This is a genomic window from Pseudonocardia sp. Ae505_Ps2 (genome assembly GCF_001932425.1).
Taxonomy (GTDB): Bacteria; Actinomycetota; Actinomycetes; order Mycobacteriales; family Pseudonocardiaceae; genus Pseudonocardia.
This window is the reverse complement of record NZ_MCIP01000001.1, coordinates 1,600,725-1,626,675: the sequence shown is the minus strand read 5'-3', so window position 1 is coordinate 1,626,675 and position 25,951 is coordinate 1,600,725. Positions and strand designations below refer to the sequence as shown.

Annotated in this window: 27 protein-coding genes; 15 read left to right on the top strand and 12 right to left on the bottom strand. The window is 75.5% G+C overall.

What is annotated here, in order from left to right:
* Positions 1-2 precede the first annotated feature (2 nt).
* The 7 genes from Ae505Ps2_RS07650 (at position 3) to Ae505Ps2_RS07620 (ending at position 6,767) form a co-directional block, all read left to right on the top strand.
* Entirely contained in the window at positions 3-1,526 is a 1,524-nt protein-coding gene (locus Ae505Ps2_RS07650) for a bifunctional UDP-2,4-diacetamido-2,4,6-trideoxy-beta-L-altropyranose hydrolase/GNAT family N-acetyltransferase (RefSeq protein ID WP_075334057.1), read from the top strand.
* Between the two features lie 68 nt (positions 1,527-1,594).
* Positions 1,595-2,176 carry a biotin transporter BioY gene (locus tag Ae505Ps2_RS07645; protein ID WP_075309161.1) on the top strand — a complete coding sequence of 194 codons (582 nt, stop codon included), beginning with the start codon at positions 1,595-1,597 and terminating at the stop codon, positions 2,174-2,176.
* The gene (locus Ae505Ps2_RS07640; RefSeq protein ID WP_249265232.1) at positions 2,173-3,516 is read left to right on the top strand and encodes a hypothetical protein; all 1,344 of its coding nucleotides are present in this window, start codon (positions 2,173-2,175) and stop codon (positions 3,514-3,516) included. Before Ae505Ps2_RS07645 ends, Ae505Ps2_RS07640 begins: the two co-directional genes overlap by 4 nt.
* Positions 3,513-4,628, top strand: coding sequence for a thiolase family protein (locus tag Ae505Ps2_RS07635; protein ID WP_075309163.1), 1,116 nt, complete (start codon positions 3,513-3,515; stop codon positions 4,626-4,628). The genes Ae505Ps2_RS07640 and Ae505Ps2_RS07635 overlap by 4 nt, the downstream gene beginning before the upstream one ends.
* On the top strand, positions 4,625-5,302 hold the full coding sequence (locus Ae505Ps2_RS07630; RefSeq protein WP_075309165.1) for an ABC transporter ATP-binding protein: 678 nt from the start codon (positions 4,625-4,627) through the stop codon (positions 5,300-5,302). The genes Ae505Ps2_RS07635 and Ae505Ps2_RS07630 overlap by 4 nt, the downstream gene beginning before the upstream one ends.
* Positions 5,299-5,916, top strand: a complete 618-nt coding sequence (locus tag Ae505Ps2_RS07625; RefSeq protein ID WP_075553527.1) for an energy-coupling factor transporter transmembrane component T — start codon at positions 5,299-5,301, stop codon at positions 5,914-5,916. Before Ae505Ps2_RS07630 ends, Ae505Ps2_RS07625 begins: the two co-directional genes overlap by 4 nt.
* A complete protein-coding gene (locus Ae505Ps2_RS07620) occupies positions 5,913-6,767 on the top strand; it encodes an alpha/beta hydrolase (protein WP_075309169.1) in 855 nt (284 codons plus the stop codon). The genes Ae505Ps2_RS07625 and Ae505Ps2_RS07620 overlap by 4 nt, the downstream gene beginning before the upstream one ends.
* Here the strand turns inward: Ae505Ps2_RS07620 and Ae505Ps2_RS07615 are convergent.
* Positions 6,764-7,204, bottom strand: coding sequence for an Rrf2 family transcriptional regulator (locus Ae505Ps2_RS07615; protein ID WP_075553526.1), 441 nt, complete (start codon positions 7,202-7,204; stop codon positions 6,764-6,766). The two genes, Ae505Ps2_RS07620 and Ae505Ps2_RS07615, sit on opposite strands and share 4 nt — an antisense overlap.
* Before the next feature lie 163 nt (positions 7,205-7,367).
* On the opposite strand from Ae505Ps2_RS07615, the gene Ae505Ps2_RS07610 reads away from it, so the two are divergent.
* Positions 7,368-8,492 carry an NADH:flavin oxidoreductase gene (locus Ae505Ps2_RS07610; protein ID WP_075309171.1) on the top strand — a complete coding sequence of 375 codons (1,125 nt, stop codon included), beginning with the start codon at positions 7,368-7,370 and terminating at the stop codon, positions 8,490-8,492.
* Positions 8,493-8,501: 9 nt separating this feature from the next.
* On the opposite strand, the gene pseI is transcribed toward Ae505Ps2_RS07610, so the two are convergent.
* Positions 8,502-9,560, bottom strand: a complete 1,059-nt coding sequence (pseI, locus tag Ae505Ps2_RS07605; protein WP_075312573.1) for a pseudaminic acid synthase — start codon at positions 9,558-9,560, stop codon at positions 8,502-8,504.
* Positions 9,561-9,570: 10 nt separating this feature from the next.
* On the bottom strand, positions 9,571-10,572 hold the full coding sequence (locus tag Ae505Ps2_RS07600) for a putative sugar O-methyltransferase (RefSeq protein ID WP_075309173.1): 1,002 nt from the start codon (positions 10,570-10,572) through the stop codon (positions 9,571-9,573).
* A gap of 129 nt (positions 10,573-10,701) precedes the next feature.
* On the opposite strand from Ae505Ps2_RS07600, the gene Ae505Ps2_RS07595 reads away from it, so the two are divergent.
* The 4 genes from Ae505Ps2_RS07595 (at position 10,702) to Ae505Ps2_RS07580 (ending at position 15,066) form a co-directional block, all read left to right on the top strand.
* On the top strand, positions 10,702-11,379 hold the full coding sequence (locus Ae505Ps2_RS07595) for a glycosyltransferase family 2 protein (protein ID WP_020626830.1): 678 nt from the start codon (positions 10,702-10,704) through the stop codon (positions 11,377-11,379).
* 17 nt (positions 11,380-11,396) lie between these two features.
* Complete coding sequence (locus tag Ae505Ps2_RS07590) at positions 11,397-11,855, top strand: DUF2304 domain-containing protein (RefSeq protein ID WP_226361410.1); 459 nt, start codon at positions 11,397-11,399, stop codon at positions 11,853-11,855.
* Between the two features lie 128 nt (positions 11,856-11,983).
* Positions 11,984-14,032: a DUF6541 family protein gene (locus Ae505Ps2_RS07585; protein ID WP_075553525.1), complete on the top strand. Its 2,049-nt coding sequence runs from the start codon at positions 11,984-11,986 to the stop codon at positions 14,030-14,032.
* A 74-nt stretch (positions 14,033-14,106) separates the two neighbouring features.
* Positions 14,107-15,066: an NAD-dependent epimerase/dehydratase family protein gene (locus tag Ae505Ps2_RS07580; RefSeq protein ID WP_075309179.1), complete on the top strand. Its 960-nt coding sequence runs from the start codon at positions 14,107-14,109 to the stop codon at positions 15,064-15,066.
* Positions 15,067-15,119: 53 nt separating this feature from the next.
* Here the strand turns inward: Ae505Ps2_RS07580 and Ae505Ps2_RS07575 are convergent, their stop codons facing one another.
* The 3 genes from Ae505Ps2_RS07575 to Ae505Ps2_RS07565 form a co-directional block, all read right to left on the bottom strand.
* Positions 15,120-16,193 (bottom strand): decaprenyl-phosphate phosphoribosyltransferase, encoded by a 1,074-nt coding sequence (locus Ae505Ps2_RS07575; RefSeq protein ID WP_020626827.1) that lies wholly within the window; start codon positions 16,191-16,193, stop codon positions 15,120-15,122.
* 4 nt (positions 16,194-16,197) lie between these two features.
* Complete coding sequence (locus Ae505Ps2_RS07570) at positions 16,198-16,779, bottom strand: phosphatase PAP2 family protein (protein WP_139318874.1); 582 nt, start codon at positions 16,777-16,779, stop codon at positions 16,198-16,200.
* Positions 16,780-16,935: 156 nt separating this feature from the next.
* Positions 16,936-17,775, bottom strand: a complete 840-nt coding sequence (locus tag Ae505Ps2_RS07565; protein ID WP_075309181.1) for an HAD family hydrolase — start codon at positions 17,773-17,775, stop codon at positions 16,936-16,938.
* Between the two features lie 66 nt (positions 17,776-17,841).
* Between Ae505Ps2_RS07565 and Ae505Ps2_RS07560 the strand changes: the two genes are divergently transcribed.
* The gene (locus Ae505Ps2_RS07560; protein WP_075309183.1) at positions 17,842-18,966 is read left to right on the top strand and encodes a nucleotide disphospho-sugar-binding domain-containing protein; all 1,125 of its coding nucleotides are present in this window, start codon (positions 17,842-17,844) and stop codon (positions 18,964-18,966) included.
* A gap of 36 nt (positions 18,967-19,002) precedes the next feature.
* On the opposite strand, the gene Ae505Ps2_RS07555 is transcribed toward Ae505Ps2_RS07560, so the two are convergent.
* From Ae505Ps2_RS07555 to Ae505Ps2_RS07545, 3 genes are read right to left on the bottom strand one after another with little or no spacing between them, the layout of a single operon-like run.
* Entirely contained in the window at positions 19,003-19,455 is a 453-nt protein-coding gene (locus Ae505Ps2_RS07555; RefSeq protein WP_020625029.1) for a DUF350 domain-containing protein, read from the bottom strand.
* A 53-nt stretch (positions 19,456-19,508) separates the two neighbouring features.
* Entirely contained in the window at positions 19,509-20,675 is a 1,167-nt protein-coding gene (locus tag Ae505Ps2_RS07550; protein ID WP_060713818.1) for a glutathionylspermidine synthase family protein, read from the bottom strand.
* 4 nt (positions 20,676-20,679) lie between these two features.
* On the bottom strand, positions 20,680-21,453 hold the full coding sequence (locus tag Ae505Ps2_RS07545) for a hypothetical protein (RefSeq protein WP_020625027.1): 774 nt from the start codon (positions 21,451-21,453) through the stop codon (positions 20,680-20,682).
* A 243-nt stretch (positions 21,454-21,696) separates the two neighbouring features.
* Between Ae505Ps2_RS07545 and Ae505Ps2_RS07540 the strand changes: the two genes are divergently transcribed.
* Together Ae505Ps2_RS07540 and Ae505Ps2_RS07535 are read left to right on the top strand one after the other, a co-directional pair.
* Positions 21,697-22,983 (top strand): septum formation family protein, encoded by a 1,287-nt coding sequence (locus Ae505Ps2_RS07540; protein ID WP_075553524.1) that lies wholly within the window; start codon positions 21,697-21,699, stop codon positions 22,981-22,983.
* Positions 22,971-23,321 carry a metallopeptidase family protein gene (locus Ae505Ps2_RS07535; RefSeq protein ID WP_198932241.1) on the top strand — a complete coding sequence of 117 codons (351 nt, stop codon included), beginning with the start codon at positions 22,971-22,973 and terminating at the stop codon, positions 23,319-23,321. Before Ae505Ps2_RS07540 ends, Ae505Ps2_RS07535 begins: the two co-directional genes overlap by 13 nt.
* 12 nt (positions 23,322-23,333) lie before the next feature.
* On the opposite strand, the gene Ae505Ps2_RS07530 is transcribed toward Ae505Ps2_RS07535, so the two are convergent.
* Genes Ae505Ps2_RS07530 through Ae505Ps2_RS07520 form a run of 3 tightly spaced genes read right to left on the bottom strand, consistent with a single transcriptional unit; the run spans position 23,334 to position 25,947 of the window.
* Positions 23,334-24,080, bottom strand: coding sequence for a histidine phosphatase family protein (locus Ae505Ps2_RS07530; RefSeq protein WP_249265231.1), 747 nt, complete (start codon positions 24,078-24,080; stop codon positions 23,334-23,336).
* On the bottom strand, positions 24,077-25,024 hold the full coding sequence (gene pheA / locus Ae505Ps2_RS07525; RefSeq protein WP_075334052.1) for a prephenate dehydratase: 948 nt from the start codon (positions 25,022-25,024) through the stop codon (positions 24,077-24,079). Before pheA ends, Ae505Ps2_RS07530 begins: the two co-directional genes overlap by 4 nt.
* Positions 25,025-25,038: 14 nt before the next feature.
* Positions 25,039-25,947, bottom strand: coding sequence for a hypothetical protein (locus tag Ae505Ps2_RS07520; protein ID WP_020625022.1), 909 nt, complete (start codon positions 25,945-25,947; stop codon positions 25,039-25,041).
* Between the last annotated feature and the right edge of the window lie 4 nt (positions 25,948-25,951).

The following is a 25,951-nucleotide window of genomic DNA, read 5'->3' as shown; positions in this document are numbered from 1 at the left end:
GGATGCGTCTGCTGCTGCGCTGCGACGCCGGACCGTCGACGGGGGTGGGGCACGCGGTGCGGTGTGCCGCGGTCGCCGAGGCGGCGCTGCTGTCCGGGCACGAGGTGTTCTGGTCGGGCCGGCTCGACGGGCTGGGCTGGCTGTGGTCCGGGCTGGTCCGGGAGCCCGGCCCCGTCCTGCCCCCGGCCGACACCGCCGGCGGGCTCGCGGCGCTGGCCCGTGAGCACCGGATCGACGCCGTGCACGTCGACCACTACCTGCTCGGCGACGACCTGCGTCCGGCCCTGAACGACGCCGGGGTCGTGCTGTCCACCGTGGAGGACTTCGCGACCGGCCGGCGTCCCGGTGACGTGGTGGTCGACCCGAACATGGGAGCCGAGGACCACCCCCGCCCCGACGACGGCTCCCCCGTCCTGCTCCGCGGCCCCGGCTACGCCCCGCTGCGGCTGACCGCCCGCCGTGCCCGCACCCGGCGGGCCCTGCGCGCCGCCGACGCCCCCGGCGCCGGGCCGCCCCGCGTGCTGGTCGTCATGGGCGGGACCGACGCCGCCGGGCTGCTGCCCCGGGTGGTCGCCGCCCTCGCCGCCGCGGACGTCGCCGCCGAGGTCGACGTCGTCGTCCCCGGTGGGCGGCCCCTCGACCTGCCCGCCGACGGGCCGGCCACGTTCCGGGCGGTGCCGCCGCTGCCCGACCTGCCCGCCGCGATGGCCGAGGCCGACCTCGTCGTCAGCGCGGCCGGGACGACGGTGTGGGAGCTGTGCTGCGTGGGTGTCCCGATGGCGCTGGTCCGGGCCGCGGACAACCAGACCGAGGGCTACCGGACCGTCGTCGACGCCGGGGCCGCCGCCGGGCTGGGCGGGACCGCGGACCTCGTCGACCCGGCCGCCGCCGCGGCCGTGCTGCGTGCCCTGCTGACCAGCCCGGGCGACCGCGCCGCGCTCGCCGACCGGGCCGCGACCGTCGTCGACGGCGAGGGCGCGGGCCGGGTCGTCGACGCCGTGGCCACCGCGGTGGGCACGTCCGGCGGCCGGGAGGCACGCGTCGCCGCCGAGGGCCGGGTGCTCGCCCGGGTGGTCCGGGCCCGCCCCGCCCGTCCCGGCGACGCCGAGCTGCTGCTGGCCTGGCGCAACGACCCCGACACCCGTCGCTGGTCACGCAGCCACGACGCGGTCGACCTCGCCACCCACCGCCGCTGGCTCGCCAGCTCGCTGGACCGCGACGACCGGCTGCTCCTGGTCGTCGCCGACGCCAGGGGGCCGGTCGGCACCGTCCGCTGGGACCGGGACGGGAGCGGCTGGGAGGTCTCGATCACCGTCGCCCCGGAGCGTCGTGGCGAGGGGCTGGCCCTGCCCATGCTGCGGGCCGGGGAGGACGCGCTGCGGGCCTGTACCGGCGCCGGGACCGCGGTGACCGCCGTCGTGCACACTGGCAACGACGCCTCGGCCCGGCTGTTCGCCCGCGCGGGCTACGGCGAGCCCGGCGCCCCCGACGCCGACGGATTCCGGACACTCCACCGCGTGCTCTGACAGGTCGGAGCCGTGATGCAACCCGCACGACGCACCTCCGGCACGCCGACGTGACCTACCCTTCGCGCGTGTCCGGATCCCGTCCTGCGCTCCCCGCGGCCGATCTCGCCCGCGTGGTCGTGTTCGCCGCGTTCATCGCCGTCCTCGGGCTGTTCCCCGGCTTCGCCGGAGTGGCCGGGGTGCCGATCGTCCTGCAGAACGTCGGCCCGATCCTGGCCGGCGTGATCCTCGGGTGGCGGCTCGGCACGGCGTCGGTCGCGCTGCTCCTGGTGCTCACCGCGGTCGGGCTCCCGCTGCTGTCGGGCGGCCGCAACGGCGCCGCGTTCTTCGGACCCAGCGGCGGGTTCCTCGTCGGCTGGCTGCTGTCCGCGCTGGTCGCGGGCCTGGTCGTGACGCGGTTCCGGTCGCGGTCGCTGCCCGTGCTGCTGCTGGCCTGCGTGGCCGGGCTGCTCGCCGACTACGTGATCGGCATGCCCTGGCTGGGCGTCTACATCGGGGACGTCACCGGCGGGATCGTGCAGTCCCTGGTCTTCGTGCCCGGTGACCTGGTCAAGATCGTGCTGGCCGCGCTGGTCGCGTCGCTGGTGCACCGGGCCCTGCCGGACCTGCTGCCGGTCCGGTCCGCGTCGTCCGAGCCCCGGGTCCGGTGAGCGGGACCGGCATCGACTCCCCCGGCGTCGACCCCCCCGACCACGACGACGGCTCCGCGCCCGTCGTCCCCGCTCCGTGGCTGCCCCGGGGGCTGGCCGACGCCGTCGCCGTCGCCGGGGAGCGCCTGGCCCGGCTCGGCGTGCGGGCCGGGGAACGCGTCGTGCTCGACACCCCCACCCGGGCCCGGTGGGCGGTCCTGCCCCACCTGCTCGCCGCGGACCGGCTGGGCGCGGCGTCGCTGCTGGCCGACACCGGCTGGACCGTCCGGGAACGCGCCGCGGTGCTGGCCGACGCCGCGCCGCACCACGTCGTCGGTACCGACGGCCGGGCCGCGACCGCCGAGGGGGGACCGCGGACACCGGGGCTGTTCCTGCTCCCGACGACCTCGGGGAGCACGGGTGTCCCCAGCGTGCTCGGCCGCGACCGGCGCTCCTGGCGGATCGGGTTCGACCTCCTCGGCGGGCTGCCGGGCCCGGTCCTCGTGCCGGGGCCACCGTCGTCGACGCTGTACCTGTTCGGGGCGCTGCACGCCCTGCACCACGGCCTGGGCCTGGTCACCCGCGGCCGGCTCGACCCGACCGACCTGCCCGACGGCGGTTCGGTCCACCTCGTCCCCGCCCAGCTCAGCGCGCTGCTCGACGAGCGGGAGCGCCGTCCGGGCGGTCCGGTGCCGCGGGTCGTGGTGTGCGGCGGCGCGCACGTCGCGCCCGGGGTCCGGGAGCGGTGCGCGCGGCTGCTGCCCACCACCACGCTGCTGGAGTACTACGGCTCGGCCGAGCACTCGCTGATCGCCACCCGCCGCGACGACGGCCCGCTGCGCCCGGTCGAGGGCGTGCGGCTCGCCGTGCACGACTGCGTGCTGTGGGTGGACAGCCCGCAGTCGGTGCGCGGCCGGTTCACCCGCGGCGTGCTCGAACCGGCCGCCCCCGGACCGACGACCGTCGCGGACCGTGCCGAGCTCACCGCCGACGGCGGTCTGACCGTCCTCGGCCGCGCCGCCACCACCATCTCCTCCGGCGGGACGCTGGTCGCCGCCGAGGAGGTCGAGCAGGTGCTGCGGGGAGTCCCGGGGGTGGACGACGTCGTCGTGGCCGGGACCCCGCACGCGTCCCTGGGCATGGTGGTCACCGCCGTGGTCGAGGCCCGCGACGACGTCCCGGACCGGCGCGCCCTGCGGGCCGCGGCCCGGACCGCCCTGTCCCCCGCGAAGCGCCCGCGTCGCTGGCTGGTCACCCGCGCACTGCCCCGGCTGGGATCGGGCAAGCCCGCCCGCGCCGCCGTCGACGCCGCCCTGCGCGACGGCAGCCTGGACGCCGTACCGCTCGGGGACCCGGAGTGAGCGGCCCCGACGACGCCACCCCGGTCGTCGTCGCCGCGCGACGCACCCCGATCGGCACCGCGGGCGGGTCGCTGCGGGCGGTGACCGTCGACGCGCTCGCGGCCCCCGTCCTCGCGGCGCTGGCCGGGACCCTCGGCGGCCACGTCGACGACGTGCTCCTCGGCAACGTCTTCGGCCCCGGCGGCAACCCGGCCCGGGTCGCGGCGCTGGCCGCCGGGCTCGGCGACGACGTGCCCGGCATGACCGTGGACCGGCAGTGCGCGAGCGGGCTGTCCGCGATCCTCGCCGCCGCCGCGGCCGTCCGCGCCGGCGACGGTGTCGGGTACCTGGCGGGCGGTGCCGAGTCCCCGTCGACCGCGCCCACCCGGACCCGGGCCGACGGCACCGTCTACACCCGTGCGCCGTTCGCCCCGGCAGGCGACCCGGACCCGGACATGGGTCCGGCCGCCGACGACGTCGCCGCCCGGGCGGGTCTGTCCCGCGCCCGGCTCGACGCGTTCGCCGCCCGCAGCCACGCCCGCGCCGTCGACGCGCAGCGGGCGGGCCGCTTCGACGACGAGCTCGTCCCGGTCGCGTCCCGCACCGCCGACGAGCGTCCCCGCGAGCGCTTCACCGCCGACCGCATGGCCCGGTTCCGGCCCGCGTTCACCCCCGGCGGCGCCCACACCGCCGCGAACTCCTGCGGGGTGAACGACGGGGCCGCCGCCGTCGCCCTGGTGCCCGAGTGGCGGCGGCGGGAGCTGGGCGTGCCCGGGCTCGCGCTGGTCTCGGCCGCCACCCGCGGCTGCCCGCCCGCCGACCTCGGCCTCGGCGCCGTCCCGGCGCTCGCCGCACTGCGCGACCGACCGGCCGCCCCGGACGCCGTCGAGTTCACCGAGGCCTTCGCCGGACAGGCCCTGGCCTGTCTCGACGCCGCCGGGATCGACGAGCACCGGGCGAGCCCGGACGGGGGCGCGATCGCCCTGGGCCATCCCTGGGGCGCCTCGGGCGCGGTGCTGGTCGTCCGGCTGTTCCACCGGCTCGTCGTGCAGGGCCGCGGCGAGACCGGGCTGGCCGCGCTGTCCTCGGGCGGCGGCCTCGGCGTCGCGACGAGCTGGCGGGTGGTCCGGTGATCGGGTTCTCGGGCGTCGGGCACCGCTACGGCGAGCGCACCGTGCTGCGGGAGGTGACCCTCGCCCTGCCCGAACGCCGGATCGGGCTGGTCGGCGCGAACGGCTCCGGCAAGTCCACCCTGGCCCGCACCGTCAACGGCCTGGTCACCCCGACCGAGGGCACCGTGACCGTCGACGGCCGCGACCCCGCCCGCGAGGGCGCCGCCGTCCGCCGCCGGGTCGGGTTCGTCTTCTCCGACCCGGACTCCCAGATCGTCATGCCGACCGCGGGCGAGGACGTCGCGTTCTCGCTGCGCCGTACCGTGCGCGACCGCGCCGAACGCGCCCGGCGGGCCGAGGCGACGCTCGCGGAGTTCGGGCTCGGCGACCACGTCGAGCACCCCGCCCACCAGCTCTCCGGCGGCCAGAAGCAGCTGCTCGCGCTGGCCGCGGTGCTGGTGCTCGACCCGGACGTACTGGTCTGCGACGAGCCGACCACCCTGCTCGACCTGCGCAACCAGCGGGCCTTCGCCGACCGCCTCGCCGGGCTGCGCCAGCAGGTCCTGCTCGCCACCCACGACCTGGACCTGCTGACGGGGTTCGACCGCGTCGTCGTCCTCGACGGGGGCCGGGTCGTCGCCGACGACGAGCCGGGCCCGGCCGTGGCGTACTACCGCAGGCTCTGCGGCTCGTGACCCCGCTCGGTCTCTACTCACCGGGCACCAGCCCGCTGCACCGGGCGCCGGCCGGGCCGTCACTGCTCGTGGTGCTGGCGCTCGCGGCCGGGACGGTGCTCACCGGCGACCCGCGGGTGCTCGGCGCGCTGTGCGCCCTCGTCGCCGCCGGGTACCTGCTCGCCCGCATCCCGTGGCACCGGGTCCGGCCGGTGCTGCGCACGCTGGCGCTGCTGGCACTGCTGCTCGGCGCGGTGCAGTGGTGGCTGATCGGCCCGGAACGGACGCTGGTGGTGGTCCTGCGTCTGGTCGCCGCGCTGGGTGCGGCGACCCTGTTCACCCTCACCACCCAGGTGGACGACCTGGTCGGCGCCGTGGAACGCGGGCTCGGGCCGCTGCGCCGGTTCGGGGTGGCGCCGGAGCGCCTCGGCCTTCTCGTCGGACTGACGCTCCAGTCGATCGCCACGCTGTCCGGCATCGCCGGGCAGGTCCGGGAGGCGGCGAGGGCCCGTGGGGCGGAGCGGTCGCCGACGGCGTTCGCGGTGCCCTTCCTGGTGCGCACGCTGCGGCACGCCGACGCACTCGGGGAGGCACTGGCCGCACGCGGGTGGGGCGACGAGGATGACGACCGATGACCGACCTGCGCGACCACGTGATCCCCCGTCCCGAGGGCGACCTGCACGTCCACCTCGCCGGCGACGCCGGCCCGCCGGTGCTGCTGCTCTCCGGCGCCGGCCTGGACAACGCGCTGCTCAGCTGGCGCCACCTGATCCCCGACCTCGCGCGCGAGCACCGCGTCGTCGCCCCCGACTGGCCGAAGCAGGGGCGCAGCCGACCGTGGCACGGCCGGGCGACCCACGAGGTGCTGCTGCGCACGCTCGTCGACGTGCTGGACGACCTCGGCATCGAGCGCGCCGCCGTCGTCGGGCTGTCCCAGGGCGGCGCCCTCGCGCTGGCGACCGCGATCGAGCACCCCGACCGGGTGGAACGGGTCGTCGCGCTGGCCCCGGCCGGGACGCTGAGCTTCCCGCCCGGGCTGCACCAGCTGCTGTGGCTGACCGCGCGGGTGCCCCTGCTGTCGCGGACCCTGCCGAACCTGGCCTTCCGCAGCCGGGCCGCGGTCACCGCGTTCGCCCGCCGTGCCCTGTTCGGCGACGCCGGCCGCGTGCCCGACCTGGACGAGATCGTCGACGCCGTCCTCGCCGAGGCCCGGTCCGGGAACGCGGGCAGCTCGGACTGGCAGAACGGCTCGATCGGGTTCCGCCGGATGCGGGTCGACCTGCGCCCCCGGCTGTCGGAGATCCGCTGCCCCGCGCTGTTCGTGCAGGGCGACCGGGACGCCGGCGTCCCCGTGGCGACCACGCGCGCGGCCGCCGAGGCCGTGCCCGGCGCCCGGTTCGTGCTGCTGCCCGGGCGGGGCCACTGGTCGAACCGGGAGTCCCCGGACGAGGTGAACGCCCTGGTCAGGGACTTTCTGGACGGTTAGCGCGGCACGCTTTCCAGATCCCGCATCTCGCGCAGCGCGTCGGCCAGCGTCCGCCCCTCCAGCGCCGCCTGCACCGCCTGCTCCACGTCGGCGGTCAGCCCGGCGAAGTACGCCGCGGCGTGCGGCGTGACCGGGCAGACGTGCTCGGTCTCCGGGCTGCACGCCCAGAGCGGCTTCTCCCCGACCGCGCAGCGGTGGATCTCGGCGAGGGTGATCTCCCCGGCCGGCCGGGCCAGCCGGGCACCACCGCTGCGCCCCCTCGTCGACTCGACCAGGCCCGCGGCCCCGAGCGGTACGAGCAGCCTGCGTACGAGGCTCGGGTTCGTCCCGAGGGCCTCGGCGAGCCGCCCGGAGCTGACCGTCGACCCGTCGCCCTCCGCGGCCGCGGCGAGGTAGAGCATCGCCTGCAGGGCACGGGAGAACCGAATGTCCAGCACGACGTCACCTCCCCGGTCAGAGCCCCAGACTACCCGCCCGGACGAAAAGGCGATGGTCACTGTTGCAGTTCGCCGGCCCATCTGTATCTTTGACAGGAACCATTTGACGCCTCCGCCCGGACCCGCCGACGTGCCTGGACGGCTCATCCCCCTGGAGTGCCTCGTGTCCACCCGCGCCGCACGGCTGCTCGGCCGTCCGTACTCGCTCGGCTCCGCACAGCTGTCCAACCGCATCGTCATGGCCCCGATGACCCGGTACTTCTCCCCCGGTGGTGTCCCCGGCGACGACGTCGCGGCCTACTACGCCCGCCGGGCTGCCGCCGGGACCGGCCTGATCATCACCGAGGGGACCTACATCGACGACCCGTCCGCGGGCGACTCCGCCGACGTCCCGCGTTTCCACGGCGAGGCGTCGCTGGCCGGGTGGGCGACGGTCGTCGAGGCGGTGCACGGCGCGGGCGGCCGGATCATGCCGCAGCTCTGGCACGTCGGCATCACCCGCGAGGCCGGGAAGCCGCCGTTCCCCGAGGCCCCGTCCGTCGGCCCGTCGGGCGTCGCGCTCGACGGCACCGAGGGCGCGGGGCAGGCGCTGGACCTCGCCGGGATCGACCGAATCGTCGGCGCGTTCGCCGAGGCCGCGGCGCAGGCCGAGCGGATCGGCTTCGACGGCGTCGAGCTGCACGGCGCGCACGGCTACCTGATCGACGAGTTCCTCTGGGAGCGCACCAACCGCCGCGCCGACGGCTACGCGGGCGGCCGGGCCGAGCGCGCCCGCTTCGCCGCCGAGATCGTCGCCGCGGTCCGCGAACGCGTCGCGCCCGACTACCCGGTCGTGTTCCGCTTCTCCCAGTGGAAGGGCAACCACTACGACGCGCGTCTCGCCGCCACCCCCGACGAGCTGACCGAGGTGCTGACCCCGCTCGCCGACGCCGGGGTGACCGCGTTCCACGCGTCCGGGCGCCGCTACTGGGAGCCGGAGTTCCCCGACGCCGACGCCGAGCTCAACATCGCCGGGTGGGCCCGCAAGGTCACCGGGCTGCCGACGATCACCGTCGGCTCGGTCGGCCTGGACCAGGTCTTCGACCCGGCGATGTTCGCCGGCGCCGACGCCCGCGCCGACGTGAGCGGTGTCGAGAAGCTCCTCGACCGGCTGGAGGACGACGAGTTCGACCTCGTCGCCGTCGGCCGGGCGCTGCTCGCCGACCCCGAGTGGGGCAGCAAGGTCCTGGACGGCCGCGAGTCCGAGCTGGTGCCCTTCACCAAGGCGGCGCTGGGCACCCTGCACTGAGCGGTCGGCTCAGATCAGGTCCCAGGTCAGCGGGGTGCCGCGGGCGACGTCGCGGGTGAAGGTCCGGCCCAGGACGGTGCCGATCGTGTCGGTGTGCAGACCACCCGCCGGGCGGATCGACCGGACGTTGTCCGCGGTCACCTTCTCGCCCGCGGCGACGTCGGCGACCACCCACAGCGAGCGGCGCAGCGCGAGGGTGTCGCGCTCGGACTCGCGGGGGCCGAACCGGGCCGGGCCCATCGCGCGGCGCGCCATGTCGGTCTCGGTGACCAGCGACGCCAGCTCGGCGGGCTCCAGGGAGAAGTCGGAGTCGACGCCGCCGTCGTCACGCCGCAGCGTCACGTGCTTCTCGATCGCGACCGCGCCGAGCGCGACGGCGGCGACCGGCACCCCGATGCCCGGGGTGTGGTCGGACAGCCCGATCGGCACGCCGAACGCCTCGCGCAACGCGGGGATCGTCTGCAGGTTGGCGTCGACCGGGTCCGCCGGGTAGGAGGCGGTGCAGGCCAGCAGCACGATCTGCGTCGCACCGCCCTCGCGGGCGGCGGCGACGGCGGCGTCGATCTCGGCCAGCGTCGCCATCCCGGTGGAGATCACCATCGGCTTGCCGGTCGCGGCCATCGCCCGGATCAGCGGCAGGTCGACCAGCTCGGCCGAGGCCACCTTGTACGCCGGCGCGTCGAGGGACTCCAGCAGCTCGATCGCCGTCGGGTCGAACGGGCTGGAGAACGGCACCAGGCCGTGCTCCCGCGCACGGGCGAACAGCGGCTCGTGCCACTCCCAGGGCGTGTGCGCCTGCTCGTAGAGCTGGTAGAGGTTCCGCCCGCCCCACAGACCGTGGTCGTCACGGATCCGGAAGGCCGGGCCGTCGGCGTCGATGGTGATCGTGTCGGCCCGGTAGGTCTGGAGCTTCACCGCCTGCGCCCCGGTCCCGGCGATCGCGTCGACGATCTCCAGCGCCCGGTCCAGCGAGCCGTTGTGGTTGCCGGAGACCTCCGCGATGACGAACGGCCGTTCGCCGGGTCCCACGAGGTGGCCGCCGATCTCGATCGGGTCCGGGGTGCGCATGCGCGCCACCCTACGAGCGCCGCGCGAGCACCATCACCTCGGACACCGTGCCCTCGGAGTCCTGGCCGTAGAGCCCGGCGTCGGAGTCGACGAGCTCGAACCGGTCGAACATCTCCAGGTAGTGGCGCCGCAGCATGGGCTCGCGCACTCCTGGCTTGCCGGTCGGGGAGTTGCGCAGCAGCAGCCAGCGGGCGCCCAGGTCGGTGACCAGGTTCGCGTAGTTCGCCACCACCTCGGGCTCCATCTCCTGGAAGGAGATGAAGTTGGCGAACAGGTCGACGGTCCCGGTGAGCCGGGGCAGCTGCCAGGAGCACAGCACGGTCGCCGGGTGCTCCAGCTCGTCGATCACGATCTTCTCGCGCTCGCGGGTGGCCGCGTAGTCGCCGACCTTCTCCGGCCCGAGCGCCTCGCGCAGGTAGTGCGTGGCGACGGCGGCGACCGGCGGGATGTCGACGTCGATGTAGCGCAGTCCGGGGTTGCCCGACAGCAGGATCTCCCCGAGCGTGCCGAACCCGCCGCCGATCTCCAGGACCGTCGAGACGTCGAGGTCGGGCACGGCCCGCTTGAGCATGACCAGCCCGCGCAGGTAGTTCAGCGACGACCGGCTGAACCGGCGGCCGTCGAACTCGAGCTGCTCGGCGGGGGCGCCGGCGGTCGACTCGCTGAACCCGGCGAGCGACGGCGACCGGTCGGCGGGGTCGAGGGCGGTCACCGTGGCGTGGTGGGCCCGGGCGACGGGAACCTGGTCGATCCGCCCGCGCAGCAGCGTGCCGGGGCCGCCCAGCATCCCGAACGCTCGCGACAGCATCGCCGCCGGCCTGGACACCGGCGCGTACTGCGGGGCGTAGAAGAACGTGGCCGACGGGTGCCTGCGGAACTCCGTGAACCCGCGTTCCCGCAGGTCGGCGACCACCTTCTCGAGCCCGGTCCGCCAGAAGTCCGTCGGCCGGTACAGCTCCGGCGCGCTGTCCAGATCGGCCAGCATCACCTCGAGCAGGGTTCTCGGGTCCATGTCACGAACGGTACGGAACATCACCTTCGCCCCGATCGTGACCCACCGTCGCACGGCTCGGATACCCGGACCGATAGCCTCTGCGGTGCGGCCGTGAACGGCCGCCGGTCAGTGACGAGGGAGTGGGACGTGGTCGCCGACACCGGCACCTGGGTGGTGGTCCCCGTGTACAACGAGGACACCGTCATCGCCGAGGTCGTCGCGGAGATCCGCACGGCCTTCCCGAACGTCGTGTGTGTCGACGACGGCAGCCGGGACTCCTCCGCCGAACGCATCGCCGGCACCGAGGCGCACCTCGTGCGGCACCCGATCAACCTCGGGCAGGGCGCGTCGCTGCAGACCGGGATCGACTACGCCCTGCTCCGCGGGGCGGAGCGGATCGTCACCTTCGACGCCGACGGCCAGCACGACGTCGCCGACGCCGTCCGGATGGCCGCGATCCTGCGCGGCGGCGAGGCCGACGTCGTCCTCGGCTCGCGCTTCCTCGAGTCGACCGAGCCGGTCCCGCCGCTCAAGCGGCTGGTGCTGCGCACCGTCGCGGCGCTGTCGCCGGCCAGCCGCAAGCTCAAGCTCACCGACGCCCACAACGGGCTGCGGGCCATGAACCGGGCGGTCGCGGAGGACCTGCGGATCACCATGAACGGGATGGCGCACGCGTCGGAGATCGTCGCGTCGCTGGCCCGGTCGTCGTGGCGGATCCGCGAGGTCCCGGTCACGATCCGCTACACCGAGTACTCACGATCCAAGGGCCAGTCGCTGTTCAACGGGGTGAACATCCTGTTCGACCTGTCGGTACGGCAGCGATGACCCAGGAGGCGAACACCGTGATCCTGCAGATCCTGCTCCTGGCCGCCGCGGTCGGCGCGCTCGTCTACTTCGTGCGCAGCGGCCAGAGCGTCGGCGTGCGGGCGAGCAAGCGGATCGCCTTCGGCGCGTTCATCGTGCTGAACATCTACGCGGTCCTGCGCCCGAACGACCTGACCTACCTGGCCCGGGCGGTGGGCATCGGCCGCGGCACTGACCTGCTGGTCTACCTGCTCGTCGTCGCCTTCGTGTTCGGGATGCTGAACACCTACCTGCGGGACCGGGAGATCAGCCAGCACCTGACGAACCTGGCCCGCCAGATCGCCGTCCGGGACGCGGAGCTGACCCGGCGGGAGAGCGAGCTGGAGCAGCGGCTGACCGCCCTGGAGGAGCGCGCTGCGGGGACCAACGGGCACCGGGCGGCCGTCACCGAGCCCGCCGCCGACGAGGTGGGGACGGCCCGCTCCACCAGGAGCTGAGCGGCGATCCGCACGGGACACGATCCGGTCGCGGACGGTGACACGGCGACCGCGCGTCCCGCCGCGCGGCACGACGCTCGTAGGGTGCGCCGGATGCGGCTGCCGATCGACGACGCGCGGAGCCGGGGATGACGTGGGCACAGGCCGTCCCCGTGGCCCTGGTGACCGCGGCCTGGTGCGTCCTGCCCGGGGCGCTCGTCGCCCGCGCCGCGGGACTGCGCGGAGCGGTCTGCTGGGGCGCCGGGCCGCTGGTGTCGGTCGCGCTGATCGCGACCACCGCCGTGCTGGCCGGGCGGGCCGGGGTGCCGTGGGGACCGTGGCCGGTGCTGGGTGTCACCGCGGTGCTCGCGCTGCTGTGCGCCGCGGTGACCGCGGGGCTCCGGCGGCGGGCGGGCCGGTCCCGGTCCGGACCGGGTGACGACGCGGGCGATCCCGCCGGCCGTCCGCCGTTCCTGCTGCGCACGGGACCCGACGGCCCCCTCGGCGGGATCGCGCTGGCGGTCGGCGTGGCCGTCACCGTCGCGATCGGCTGGCTGACCGTGGTGCTCGCGTTCGGCCCCGTCGACGCGGTCTCCCCGACCTACGACGCGATCTACCACTACAGCGCGGTCGCCCGGATCCTGCAGACCGGCGACGCGTCGTCACTGACGCTGGGCGAGCTGAACAGCCCCGGCGTGCCGTCGGCCTACCCCGCCGCCTGGCACGACGTCGTCTCGCTCGTCGTGGCGAGCACCGGCGCGTCGATCCCGGCCGCGTCGAATCTCGCCGCGTTCGCCGCCGCGGCCGTCGTGTGGCCGCTGTCCTGCACGCTGCTCGTCCGCCAGATCGTCGGGCGCCGGGCCGGTGCCCTGCTGGTCACCCCGGTGCTCGCGACGGCGTTCACCGCGATGCCGTGGCTGCTGATGAACTGGGGCGTCCTGTGGCCCAACCTGCTCGGGCTGGCGCTGGTGCCCGCCGGGCTGGCCGCCGTGGTGACCGTGCTGGGTCTGACCCGGGACAGCGTGGTCGGCCGGGCCCGGGCGCTGCTGCTCGGTGCGACGACCGTCCCGGCGCTGGCGCTCGCCCATCCGAACGCCGCGGTCAGCCTGCTCGTGCTGGGCCTGTCCCCGGTGGCGGTCGCGGCCGGGGTCAGCGCGGTCCGGCACGTGCGCGAGCGCCGGTTCGCCACGGCGGCCCTCGGCCCGGCGGGTGCGCTCGCCGCGGTCGCCGCCGTGGTGTGGCTGCTGGCGTGGTCGCTCTTCCTCGCCAGCGTCCGGATGTTCGACTGGCAGGCCTCGATGGGGGCTCGCGAGGCGTTGACCGGTGTGCTGTGGAACGGGACGAACAAGCGGCCCGAGCTGGTCGTGGTGTCGGTGCTGGTCGTGGTCGGCGCCGTCCTGGCGCTGCGGCAGGCCCGCACCGCGTGGCTGGTGCCGGCCCACCTGACCTCGGCGCTGCTCTACACCCTCGCCGTCGCCCGGGAGGGCGACCTGGTCACCGCGCTGACCGGAGCCTGGTACAACGACTCGCACCGGCTCGCCGCGATGGTCCCGATCACCGGGGTGCCGCTGGCGACGCTGGGTGTGCTCGGCGCGGCGGGCCTGGTGGTCCGTGCGGTGACCGCGGTGCGGCAGGCGGAGACCACCCCGGAGCGACGACAGCTGACGGCCGTCCCGGTCGTCGCCGTCCTCGCCGCGGCGCTGGTCCTGCTCACCGACGGGTTCCGCATCGGCGTGCACGCCGCCGTGATCGCCGACGCCTACCGCTACGAGACCGGCCGGGTGCTGCAGCCCGGCCAGCGGGAGTTCCTGGAGGCGGCGGGCCGGGCGACCGAACCGGGCGCCATCGTCGCGGCGAACCCGTGGACCGGCAACGGCCTGCTCTACCCGCTGACCGGGCGCGGGGTGCTCTTCCCGCACCTATCCGGGACCTGGACGCCCGACCAGGAGCTGATCCGGCTGCGGCTGCACGACGCCGCCCGCGACCCCGTCGTCTGTCCCGCGGTGCGGGCCACCGGCGTCGGCTACGTCATCGACGGCCCGGTCACCTGGTGGCCGTGGGACGCGCGGGCCGACACCTATCCCGGGCTGTCCGAGATCGACCGTGCACCCGGGTTCGAGTCCGTCCTCTCCGGCGGCGGCAGCACGCTCTACCGGATCACCGCCTGCGGCACGGAGCCCGCCCGCTCCACCGGCTGAGGCGCCCGGGGCACCCGCGGTTACCGTGTGCCGCAGCCGGGTGCACACACCGTCCGCCCCGGAGGAAGGCAGGTATGCGCGCGCTCGTCACCGGCGGAGCCGGCTTCATCGGCTCCACCCTGGTCGAGTCCCTGCTCGCCCGCGGCGACGACGTCCTCGTCGTCGACGACCTCTCCGCCGGGACGCGGGACAACCTCGCCCCGGGCGTCACGGTGGCCGAGCTCGACATCCGCGACACCGCCGCGCTCACCGCGCTCGGCGCGCAGTACCGCCCGCACGCGGTGTTCCACCTGGCCGCCCAGATCGACGTGCGCCGCTCGATGGCGGACCCGGCGCACGACGCCTCGGTCAACGTCCTCGGCACCCTGAGCGTGCTGCAGGCCGCCCGCGACGCGGGTGCGGGCGCGGTCGTCGTGTGCTCCACCGGCGGAGCCATCTACGGCGACGGCGCCCCCCTGCCGACGACCGAGGCGGAGCCGGCCGAGCCGGAGTCGCCGTACGGCATGAGCAAGCTGGCCGCGGAGCGCTACACCCGGTTCTTCGTCCGGACGCACGGTCTGCCGGCACTGGTGCTGCGGTTCGCGAACGTCTACGGGCCGCGCCAGCACCCGGCCGGCGGCGCCGGTGTGGTCTCGCTGTTCTGCGACCGGGCCCGCACCGGGTCCCGGCCGACCGTGTTCGGCGACGGCGGTCAGACCCGCGACTTCCTCTACGTCGGCGACGTCGCGCGGGCGGCGCTCGCGTCGGCCGACCGGCTCGCGGCCGGGGAGCTGGCCGGTGAGGTGTTCAACGTCGGCACCGGCACCGAGTCCACGATCGTCGAGCTGGCCGCGACGATCGGGACGATCGCCGGCCTCACGCCGGAGGAGTTCGCCCCCGAGTTCCTGCCGGCCCGGCCCGGGGAGCTGCGCCGCAGCTGCCTCGACCCGTCGCGCGGGATCGCCGCGCTCGGCCTGCCCGCACCGACCCCGCTGGCCGAGGGCCTCGCGCACACCTGGTCCTGGCACACCGGGCGCCGACACCCCGCGTACTGACGCACCGCGGGCCCGGCCCCCGTGCGGGGAACCGGGCCCGGGAGGCGTCGGCGTCAGCTGTAGACGGCCAGGGTGAGCATCGCGATCCAGGCCAGCGCCAGGACCTGCAACGCCCGGTCCGCGAGCGCGATCTCCTCCGGCTCGCCGCCGGTCCCCCGGTCGACGTCCACGGAGTAGCGCAGCACCGCGACCACGAACGGCACGATCGACAGCACCGACCAGACCGAGTTGTGGTCCTCGCGGATCTCGAACGCCCACAGCCCGTACATCACGATCATGACGGTGGCCGAGAGCGACCAGATGTAGCGCAGGTAGGACGCCGTGTAGTTCTCCAGCGACTTGCGGATCTTCGCGCCGGTGCGCTCGGCGAGGTTGATCTCGGCGTAGCGCTTGCCGGCGACCATGAACAGCGACCCGAACCCGGTGACCAGCAGGAACCACTGCGACAGCGGGATCCCGGTGGCGACACCACCGGCGATGGACCGCATCAGGAAGCCGGAGGCCACGATGCAGATGTCGAGCACCGGCTGGTGCTTGAGCCACAGGCAGTACGACAGCTGCACCGCCACGTAGACGGCGAGCACGATGATCAGCTGCCAGGTCACCGCGAACGACAGCGCGATCGAGCCGGCGAACAGCACACCCGCCGCGACGAAGGCCAGCGGCACCGGGACGATGCCGGACGCGATCGGGCGGCGGCGCTTGGTCGGGTGCGCGCGGTCGGCCTCGACGTCGAGCGCGTCGTTGACCAGGTACACGCCGGACGCGGCCAGCGAGAACGCGACGAAGGCGATCAGGCAGTCGACGAGGACCGGCACGTCGAAGAGCTGGCCGCTGACGAACGGTGCGGCGAAGACCAGGACGTTCTTCACCCACTGGCGCGGGCGCATCGTCTTCAGCAGGCCGCGGGCGACCATCGCGGTGGTCCGCTCGGACGGGTCCATCGGCACGTGCGGGGCGTGCTCGGCGGCGACGGCGGTCGGGGCCGCCTCGTCCTCGTGACCCTCCGGCGCGCCCGCGTCGTCGGGGGCGTCCGGGACGACGGGGGTCTGCGGGTCGGCGGCCCGGGCGACCTTCTCCTTCTCGGAGTCGTCGTGGTCGACCTTCGTGGGGTCGGTGCTGGTCATGCGCTCACCCTCCGGTGGTGGGGTTGCGTGAGATCACGCGTCGCGCGGTACCGGCAACGGCCGCGCCGAGCGCGGTGCCGGTGGCGACGTCGGTCGGGTAGTGCACGCCGAGGACCAGGCGCGACAGCGCCATCAGGCCCACACCCGCCGCGGCCACCGGGCGGGAGCGCCTGCCCAGCAGGCCGCCGTAGAGCACGGCGGCGGCGGTGGTGGACGTGGCGTGCGAGGACGGGAAGCTCAGCCGGCTCGGGGTGCCCACCAGGACCCGGACCGCGGGGTGGTCGGGTCGGCGGCGCCGGACGACGCGCTTGATCCCGATCGAGGCGCCGTGGGCGAACGCGACGGCGGCGGCGGAGCCGAGCCACTCGCGACGGCGGGGACGGTCCAGCGCGGCACCCAGGACGCCGATCGCCAGCCAGCCGGCGGCGTGCTCGCCGAACAGCGACATCCCGCGGGCGACCCGCACGGTGGTGTCGTTCGCAAGAACGCCCTGCACGGACGCCAGCACGGCGACCTCGCCGGTGGGCGGGACGTCGGCGGGCGGTTGCGGACCGGACCGGTCCAGGGTGTCTGCCGTGTCAGCCACGGGTGGGGGCCTCCTGGCGCGGGCGCTGGCACCCGGCTCGCGGGCGATGACAGCCGGTGATGGTACGCGCGGGCGGGGTGGTGGGACGGGCCGGGGCGGGGTGGCGGACCGCGCATGACCGCTCGTCGACAGGCAGGTGAACGCCGCCGGGTGCGCTCAGAACCAGCGTTCCAGGATCTCGGCGAGCCCGTCGTGGGTGTGCGAGGCGGTCACCTCGTCGGCGAGGCCGGCCAGGTCGGGGTGGGCGTTGCCCATCGCGACGCCGAGCCCGGCCCAGCGCAGCATCTCCCGGTCGTTGGGCATGTCGCCGAACGCGACGGTGTCCGCCGCGGTCACGCCGAGCCGGCGGGCGACCTCGGCCAGGCCGGTCGCCTTGGTGACCCCGGGCGCGGAGGCCTCGATCAGCCCGGACGGGTGCGAGAACGTCAGGTCGGCCAGCCCGCCCGCCTTCGGCGCGAGTGCGGTCATCATCTGCTCGCTGGTCAGCTCCGGGGAGCGGATCAGCACCTTCGTCGCCGGGTGCCCGAGCAGGTCCTCGCGGCTGGTGGAGCCGCCGTCGTGCTCGCCCCAGGCGTGCACGTAGCCGGGGTCGGTGAGGAACTGGTCGACGACGCCCCGAACGCCGTCGTCACCCTCGGCGTTCGCGACGCGCTCGACGCCGAACCCGCATCCGGGGAACAGCTCCGCGGCGAGGGCGGCGAGCTCGCCGATCGCGGCCGGATCCAGGGTGTGCGTGCCGAGCACGACGTCGTCGACGGCGTCGTAGAGCACCGCGCCGTTCGCGCACACGCACAGCCGCACCAGGCCCTCGGGCAGCCGCGCGAGCACCGGCGGGATCCAGCGCGGCGGGCGGCCGGTCACCAGCACGAACCCGGCGCCGGCGGCGACCGCCCGCTCCAGCACGGCGACGGTGCGCGGGGTGACCACGCCGCCGTCGTCGAGGAGGGTCCCGTCGACGTCGGTGGCGACGAGCCGGGGCGCGTTCTCGACGATCACACCCAGAGCGTACGGAACCGCCCGGAGACGGCCCCCGGACGACCGCGTGGCGGTTACCCTCGGACGGTGCGTGTTCTGGTGGTGGCGGCCCCGCTGTCGGGGCATCTGACACCGCTGTTGCCGCTCGCCCACGCGCTCTGGGACTCCGGGCACGAGGTGCTGCTCGCCGGCGGCGGCGACGCGCACCCGCTCCCCGGGGCGGACCCGCTGCCGTTCATCGACGTCGCCCGCAGCCTGCGGGTGGGCAGGCTCGCCGCACGCTCGCTCGTCGCGCACCCGGTGACCGCGCGGGCCGAGCTGGCCGGGCGCGGCGGCGACGCCGGGGTGCGTTCGCTGTTCGGCCCGGTGAACGAGGAGCTGACCGACGCGCTGGTGACCGTCGCCGAGCAGTGGCGGCCCGACGTCGTGGTCTACGAGCCCCTCGCCGTCGCGGGGGCGCTCGCGGCCGCCCGGCACGACGTCCCCGCGGTGCTGCACGAGAACGGTCTGCTCGACGGGTTCGCGCTGGTCCGCACGCTGCTGGACTCCCGACCGCTGCAGCGGGCCCGGCTGCGGCACGGGCTGCGCGGGGTCCCGCCGCCGGCGATCGCCCTGACCATCGCCCCGTCGAGCCTGGTCGGCGCGCGCGACGCGCTGGCCGTGCGGCCGGGCCGGGCCCGCGGCTCGGCCCGGTCGGCGCTGCCGGCGTGGCTGAGCGGCCCCTCGGTGCGGCCGCGGGTGCTGGTGCTGCGCGGCGGCGGGCCGCTGCGGGGCGATCTGCAGGCCTCGGCGGTCCGCGCGCTGGACGACCTGCGCGACGACGGGCCGGACTGCGAGCTCGTGCTCGTCCGGCCCCCGGCGCGGCTGCTGCGCCACGGCCGACGCGGTGTGCGCACGGTCGGGCGGGTCCCGCTCGACGAGCTGCTGCCCGCCTGCGCCGCGGTGCTGCACGACGGCAGCGCCGCGCACGTGCTGGCCGCGCTGGCGGCGGGCGTCCCGCAGCTCGCGCTGCCCGGTCCGGGCGACCGACGGCACAACGCGGAGCTGGTCGCGGCCCGCGGCGCCGGGCTGGGCGGCCCGTTCACCGCCGACGCGCTGCGCAGGCTGCTGCACGACGGCGAGCTCGCCGCCGCCGCCCGCGACGTGCGCGCGGAGATCGCCGCGATGCCGCCGCCGCAGGCCAGGGTCGAAGTGCTGACCGCCCTGGCCTGAGCGGCGCCGGGACGCGGGCCCGGCCGGGACGGGCGTCTAGAAGACCGCGACCGCGACGATCAGGCCGAGCGCGACGTGCGCGGCCGCGACGACCTTCGCGACCGCCCGCGGCTCGTCGGACTGGATGACCTCGCCGATGTCGATGCCGGTCACCCACTCCAGCAGCCGCACCGCGGCGACCTGGGCGACGATCCCGATCAGGCCGAACACCAGTGACGACACGACACCCTGCAGCAGCGAGCCGTAGGAGCCGTAGATCGCGGTGACGATGATGAACGCCATCGACAGCATGCCGGCCGAGGTGATGGTCACCGCGTTCGGCAGGCCGCCGCGCACCATCGCCGGGAGCTTGCCGGGCGTGGTGAGGTCGATGGCCCAGAAGCCGATCAGCATGAGCAGGGTGCCGATCACGGCGTAGAGCAGGATCGCGCCGACACCGCGGCCGAGGAAGCCCCAGTACGTGGCGTCGAACGCCTGGGCGAGGATCACGGGAGGTACCTCCGGGAGCGGGGGTGTGCAGGGAGCGGAGCAGAGCGGAACGGTCAGGACTCGGGGATGCGGTGCGGCACGAAGGCCGCACCGTCGTCGGTGATCAGGCCGGCGGTCTCTCGGATGCCGAGCCCGGCGGCGGTGTCACCGACCAGCCAGGCGCCCAGGCAGGGCCGGAACCCGTCGAACTCGGGCAGCGGGTCGAACATCTGGTAGACGAAGCCCTCGTCGCCGTAGACGCCGCCGGTGGCGGTCTCGTAGCCGGGGGCGACGATCGCGATGTTGGCGCCCTCGCGCCCCAGCAGGGGCTTGCGGACGTACTCGGTGAGGATCCCGGGGTTGCCGAGCGAGGCGGGCAGCAGGTTCGGGTGCCCGGGGTACATCTCCCAGAGCACCGCGAGCAGCGCCTTGTTCGACAGCAGGGTCTTCCACAGCGGCTCGAGCCACAGTGTCTCGGGGAGGCTGCGGGTGACGTGCTTGCCGAACTCGTCGGTCAGCATCCACTCCCACGGGTAGAGCTTGAAGACCGTCGACATCGGAGCTTCCTCGAGGTCGACGAAGCGGTCCAGAGCGGAGTCCCAGCCGATGTCCTCGATGGACAGTCCGACGGTGTCCAGGCCCGCCTCGGCGGCGGTCTCCTGGAGGTAGCCGACGGTGATGTGGTCCTCGCCGGTGGACTCGGCGCCGGACCAGGTGACGTGCACCTCCGACGACGGCAGCAGCCCCTTCAGCTCGCCCCAGCGTTCGACGAGCTTCTCGTGCAGGGAGTTCCACTGGTCGTCGCCGGGGTGGACGTCCTGCAGCCAGTGCCACTGCAGGATCGAGGCCTCCAGCAGCGACGTGGGGGTGTCGGCGTTGTACTCCAGCAGCTTGGCCGGTCCGGAGCCGTCGTAGCGCAGGTCGAAGCGGCCGTAGAGGTGCGGGTCCGAGCGGCGCCAGGACTGCGCGACCTGCTCCCAGCACCACTCGGGCAGCGCGAAGTCCCGGAACCGCTCGGTGGTGACGACGTGGTCGACGGCCGACAGGCACATCGACTGGAGCACCTCGACGTCGGCCTCGAGGGACAGGATCTCGTCCATCTCGAAGACGTAGTGCACCGACTCGTCCCAGTAGGGCCGCTCGTTGCCCGAGCCGTCCCGGCCGGGGGTACCGAAGGCGAGCCCCTGCTCGGCGACGGTGCGCTGCCAGTCCGGGCGGGGGGTGCCGCGTTCGCGTCGCACGCCCTCAGCTCCCGCTGGACGAGCCGGACCCGCCCGAGGACGACGACGATCCGCCGCCCACGCCGAGACCGCCCCGGGAGATCGTGCCGCTGCGGGTCGCCGAGCCGATGGTCGAGCCGGTCGTGCCGCTGCGGACCGTGGTGCCACTGGGCGGCGGGGAGACGGTCCCTCCGGTCGCGACCTGCCCGACTCCGCCGGCGCCGCCGTAGTTGTAGTGGTACTGACGGCCGCCGCCGCCCAGGAAGATCGGCACGAAGGCGAAACCGCCGCCACCGGTGGACACCTGCCCCTGGCTCTGGGTGCCAGAGCAGTTCTCGTCCGGCACGACGACGCCCTGGTCGTCGACGCAGCGCGCGTCGGCGACCCGCTCATCCTCCGAGGCCCCACCTGAGCCCGCGTAGACCGCGGCGATCAGGGCGACGACACCGACGGTCGCGCCGGCGCCGATCAGCACCCGCTTGGTGGTCTTGGAGCGGGCCTCCTTCAGCCGCACCGCCTCGCGGTCCGCGCGCAGCTTCTGCTCGCGGGCCCGCTTCTCGGCGAGCGTGGGCTCGCGGGGCGTGGTGCTGCCGTCCTGCTGCCGGATCCGGCCGCGCGGGGCCTCGGCGGGCTGCTCGGCGGGCGGGTTCGCCCACGGCGCCGGCGCCGATCCGTCGGTCTGCGGTGCCGGCGCCGGCTGCGAGCCCGACGGCTGCGCGCCGCCCGGTGTCGCACTCGGCGTACCGGCGGGCGGCGTGCTGTCGTCCGGGCCGCCGGCGGTGCGCGGTCCGTCGGTCATCGCTGGTCCCCCATCGTCACTCCTGTCCCCCCGCGCGCACCGTACCGGGACCGACCGACGACCACCGGTCGTTCCCGGATGACGATTCGGCGGCGGTTCGCCCACGACCACCCGGACGAGTGGTCGCGCCACCCCGTCGCACCGGACGGACCTGCTCGTTCACAGCATCCGGCCGACCGACCGCCGCGCCGGGGCACCGGCCGGGTGAAGCCGGACCGACCCCGGCTGCATGATGGGGACGTCATGGATTCCCGCTCCCCCGCCGGCTCCGACCGGCCCGACGCGACCGGCCGCACCGCCGTCCACGGCGGGCAGGGCACGACCTCGGTGCTGTCCCGGCCGTCGGCCACCCCGGTGGTCCCGACCCGTCGGCGACGGTCGTCGGACGCCTCCGGAGGGGCGGGCACCGGGCGGAGCGGGTTCCTCGGGGCCCGCCGGGTCGGGATCGGGATCCTCGTCGGCGCGCTGCTGATGCTGACCGTCGCGTCGGTCGACTCGCTGCTCGGCGCCGAGGTGCCGGTCCTGGGGTCGTTCGCGTCCTCCGGGGTCCCGAAGGTGGAGGAGCCGCCGCCGCTGCCGCCCCCACCGGACACCCCGGGCACCTGCCTCAACTGGACCCGGTCCGACGCGACCGACACCGCCGCCGTCGACTGTGCCCGGCCGCACCTGTTCGAGCAGGCGGGGCGGGTCGTGCTGACCGACCAGCCGACGTTCCCGGCCGACGGGGCCTGGCAGAAGCTCGTCGCCGACCGCTGCACCCCGGTGGTCACGAAGTACCTGAACGGCAAGTTCGACCCGGACGGGAAGTTCCGGGTGGGCGCGCTCAAGCCGTCGCAGCAGCGCTGGGACGGCGGCGACAAGGGCATGCGCTGCGGCCTGCAGATGGCCTCGCGCAGCGGGGAGATGTTCCCGATCACCGGGAAGGTCGCCGCGCAGGACCAGTCCGCGGTCCAGCCGGTGGGCACCTGCCTGGCCATCGACGGCCGCACCGTCGGGGACCCGACCGACTGCGCCGGTCCGCACGCCGCCGAGGCCGTCGGGCTGGTCGACCTGGGCACCCAGTTCCCGGACGCCTGGCCCACCGTCGAGGACCAGGACAAGTTCCTCCAGCCCGCCTGCACCACCGCCGCCAACACCTTCGCCGGAAACGACACCGTGATCGACGCCAAGGGGCTCATCGTCTACTGGGGCAACCTCTCCGAGGAGTCCTGGAAGGCGGGCAGCCGCAAGGTCAACTGCAACATCGGCACCCTGCTGCCGGACAAGAGCGGCTTCGCCTCGATCACCGGCTCGGTGAAGGGCAACCTGGTCGTGTCCGGGCAGCCCGCCGGCCCGGCGCCGTCCACGCCCGGCACCCCGGGGGGGCGCACCCACCGACGGTGCGGCCACTCCGGCCCCCGGCTCGCAGGCCCCGGTCCAGCAGCCCGACGCCGAACAGCCCGCCGCGCCCGACAGCGGTGCCGGGCGGCCCGACCTCGACATCCCACCCGGCCTGCCCGGGCTGTCGGACAACTGACGTGCCGGTGGTGATGCCCGCCGACCGGTTCGACGAACTGGTCGGCGAGGCGCTGGACCTCGTGCCCGCCGAGCTCGCCGCGGCGATGGACAACGTCGTGGTGCTGGTGGAGCCGCGCCACCCCGACGAGCCGGACCTGCTCGGGCTCTACGAGGGCGTCGCGCTGACCGAGCGCACGGCGGACTACGCCGGCGAGCTCCCGGACCGGATCACCGTCTACCGCGACGCCGTCCTCGACTTCTGCGACGACGAGGAGCAGGTCGTCGACGAGGTCGCGATCACCGTCGTCCACGAGATCGCGCACCACTTCGGCATCTCCGAGGAGAAGCTGCACGAGCTCGGCTGGGGCTGAGCCGCCCGGCCGCTACCGGTGGGTGGCGCGCCGCCCGCCGGGCATCGCGTCCCACAGCTCCGGGACCCAGCCGTCGGGGTCGCGACGCAGCACGACCCGGCCGGTGTTGGGGACGGGGCGCTCGCGGCCGTAGGTGACGTCGGAGTGGCCGGGCCCGGAGCCGTCGTGCCCGCCGAGCAGCGCCAGCGACAGGACCCGGATCGCCGCCCCGTGGCTGACGACGACGACCGCGCCCTCCGACACGCCGGAGGTCACCGCGGCGAGGTCGGGCAGCGCCCGGTCCCACACGTCGCGGGCGGACTCGCCGCCGGGCATGGCGCGGTCGACGTCGCCGTCCCACCAGGCCTCGAAGACCTCGTCGAACGCGGCGCGGGCGTCGTCGTCCTCCCGGCCCTCGAGGTCTCCGACCGACACCTCGTGCAGGCCCTTCAGCAGGGTGACCCCGCGGCCGAGCGCGCGCCCGATCGGGGCGGCGGTCTCCTGCGCGCGGGTCGCCCGTGACGCGTACAGGCCCCGGACGGGCCAGCCGGCGAGCAGGCCGGCGACCTCCTCGGCCTGGGCGCGGCCCAGCTCGTCGAGCGAGGGGCCGGGCAGCGCGGTGTCGAGGCGGTGCCGCACGTTGGACGGGGTGCGGCCGTGCCGGACCAGCACCAGGCGCAGCGTGCCGTCGTCCGGCGGGACCTGTGCGGTCCGGCTGCCGGTGCCGACGGCGGCGAAGGAGGCGGCGCCGTCGTGCTCGTCGTCGGTCGGGTGGCTCACGTGTCGGCTCCCCGTCGGACCGCGGCGAGCCAGCGCTCGGACGCGGCGTAGTCGTCGGTGGTGGCGACGCCGAGCGCCGCCACGGGGCTCCCCACCCCGGCCGCGGGGGCGGCCGGTGCGGGATCGGATCGCGGGAACGACCCGAGGTAGATGAGCCGGTCGCAGCGACGGTGCAGCGCGGCCAGGGCCTCCCCCATCGCCGGGTCGGCGACGTGGCCCGAACAGTCGAGGTGGAACCAGTACTCGGCGTGGCGGTCCTTCACCGGGCGGGACTCGATCCGGGTCAGGTCGATCCCGCGGACCGCGATCTCGGTGAGCAGGCCGAGCAGGGTTCCGGGCCGGTTCGTGGTCGTCGCGGCGATGGTGGTGCGGTCCCAGCCGGTCGGCGGCGGCGGCGGGCCGGGGCGGGTGAGCAGCACGAACCGGGTGACGGCGCCCGCGTTGTCGGCGATGTCGTCGGCCAGCACCTCCAGCCCGTGCTGGGTGGCGGCGAGCGGGGCGGCGACGGCGGCGTCGACCTCGCCCCGGGCGGCCTGGGCCGCGGCCTCCGCCGTGGAGGAGCTGACCCGGACCTCGGCGCCGGGCAGGTGCTCGGCGAGCCAGCCGCGGGTCTGGGCGATGCCGTGGCCGTGGGAGGCGACCGAGCGGATCGCGTCCCGCGTGGTGCCCGTGCGGCCCATCAGGCAGAACCGGACCGCGATCCGGGCCTCGCGGGCGAGCACCAGCGGCGGGTCGGCCACGAGCCCGTCGAGCACCGGCGGGACGGCGCCCTCGACGGTGTTCTCGATCGGCACGCAGCCGGCGTCGACGGAGCCGTCGCGGACGGCCGCCAGCACCGCGGGGGCGCCGGGCAGCGGCACCAGCTCGGCGCCACGGGACTCGGGCAGCGTCAGCAGGGCCTGCTCGGTGAACGTGGCGTGCGGCCCCAGGAATCCGATCCGCATCCGATGCGTCCTGATCAGTCCAGCAGCCCGAGGGCGACGAGGTCGGCGATCGGGACCGGATCGGGGTCGACCCCGCAGCGCGGCAGGACGGTGCGGACCTGCTCGACGGCGGCCTCGGGCAGCTCGTCGAGCTCCCGGGCGAGCTTCTCGCCGTCGGTGCAGGACAGGGCGTCCTCGGCCGGGTCGGGCGAGGCGCTGACCCCGGTCATCCGCGCGACGGCGGCGATCAGGTTCAGCAGGCCGTGGCGGCCGCGGGGCGTCGAGGCGGACGGGTCCTCGCGGACGATCCGGTCGATGCCCTGCGCGGAGATCCCGCCGGTGCCGCTCTCCAGGCCCGCCAGCAGGAACTTGTGCACGTCGACGATCTCCGGCACGTCGGAGGCGCGCGGCCCGCCGAGGCGGATCTTCGGGGTGCAGCCGTGCTCGGCGACCTTGCGGACGGCGGCGAGCCAGGCGAGCGTGCCGTCGGCGTCGCCCTCGACGGGGCGGCGCGGCTCGACGACCGGGGTCACCTCGTCCGGCACGAACTCCGACACGCGCTCGAGCCAGACCCCGTCGACGTCCGGCGGCGCGACGCACTCGACGGTGCTCGGGGTGAGCAGGCTGGAGCGCGAGAACACCGTCGACAGTGCCTTCGGCACCGCGCCCAGCCCGGTGTCGACGACGAGGGCCATCTCCGCGGGCCGGCTCGGCGCGGAACGGGCGAGCTCGGTGACGACGGCGGGCAGCTGCGACGCGGGGCAGACCAGCCGTCCGACGAGGCCTCCGTAGTGGCCGTCGCGGGCGGCGAGATAGCGCGACACGACGGCGTCGACGCCCGGTGCGACGGTCCTCGGCTGCAGCAGGCTGGTGTCGTCGACCAGCGCGGCGAGCAGCGGACGGATCGGCCACGGGTCGGCTGAGGAACCCGAGGGCACGGTCATCACG

Coding starts and splice junctions, on each gene's coding strand:
- pheA (WP_075334052.1), bottom strand. CDS start 25,024: ATGCGGATCGGATTCCTGGGGCCGCACGCCACGTTCACCGAGCAGGCC.
- Ae505Ps2_RS07540 (WP_075553524.1), top strand. CDS start 21,697: ATGGATTCCCGCTCCCCCGCCGGCTCCGACCGGCCCGACGCGACCGGC.
- Ae505Ps2_RS07580 (WP_075309179.1), top strand. CDS start 14,107: ATGCGCGCGCTCGTCACCGGCGGAGCCGGCTTCATCGGCTCCACCCTG.
- Ae505Ps2_RS07585 (WP_075553525.1), top strand. CDS start 11,984: ATGACGTGGGCACAGGCCGTCCCCGTGGCCCTGGTGACCGCGGCCTGG.
- Ae505Ps2_RS07600 (WP_075309173.1), bottom strand. CDS start 10,572: ATGGACCCGAGAACCCTGCTCGAGGTGATGCTGGCCGATCTGGACAGC.
- Ae505Ps2_RS07650 (WP_075334057.1), top strand. CDS start 3: ATGCGTCTGCTGCTGCGCTGCGACGCCGGACCGTCGACGGGGGTGGGG.
- Ae505Ps2_RS07520 (WP_020625022.1), bottom strand. CDS start 25,947: ATGACCGTGCCCTCGGGTTCCTCAGCCGACCCGTGGCCGATCCGTCCG.
- pseI (WP_075312573.1), bottom strand. CDS start 9,560: ATGCGCACCCCGGACCCGATCGAGATCGGCGGCCACCTCGTGGGACCC.
- Ae505Ps2_RS07545 (WP_020625027.1), bottom strand. CDS start 21,453: ATGACCGACGGACCGCGCACCGCCGGCGGCCCGGACGACAGCACGCCG.
- Ae505Ps2_RS07620 (WP_075309169.1), top strand. CDS start 5,913: ATGACCGACCTGCGCGACCACGTGATCCCCCGTCCCGAGGGCGACCTG.
- Ae505Ps2_RS07575 (WP_020626827.1), bottom strand. CDS start 16,193: ATGACCAGCACCGACCCCACGAAGGTCGACCACGACGACTCCGAGAAG.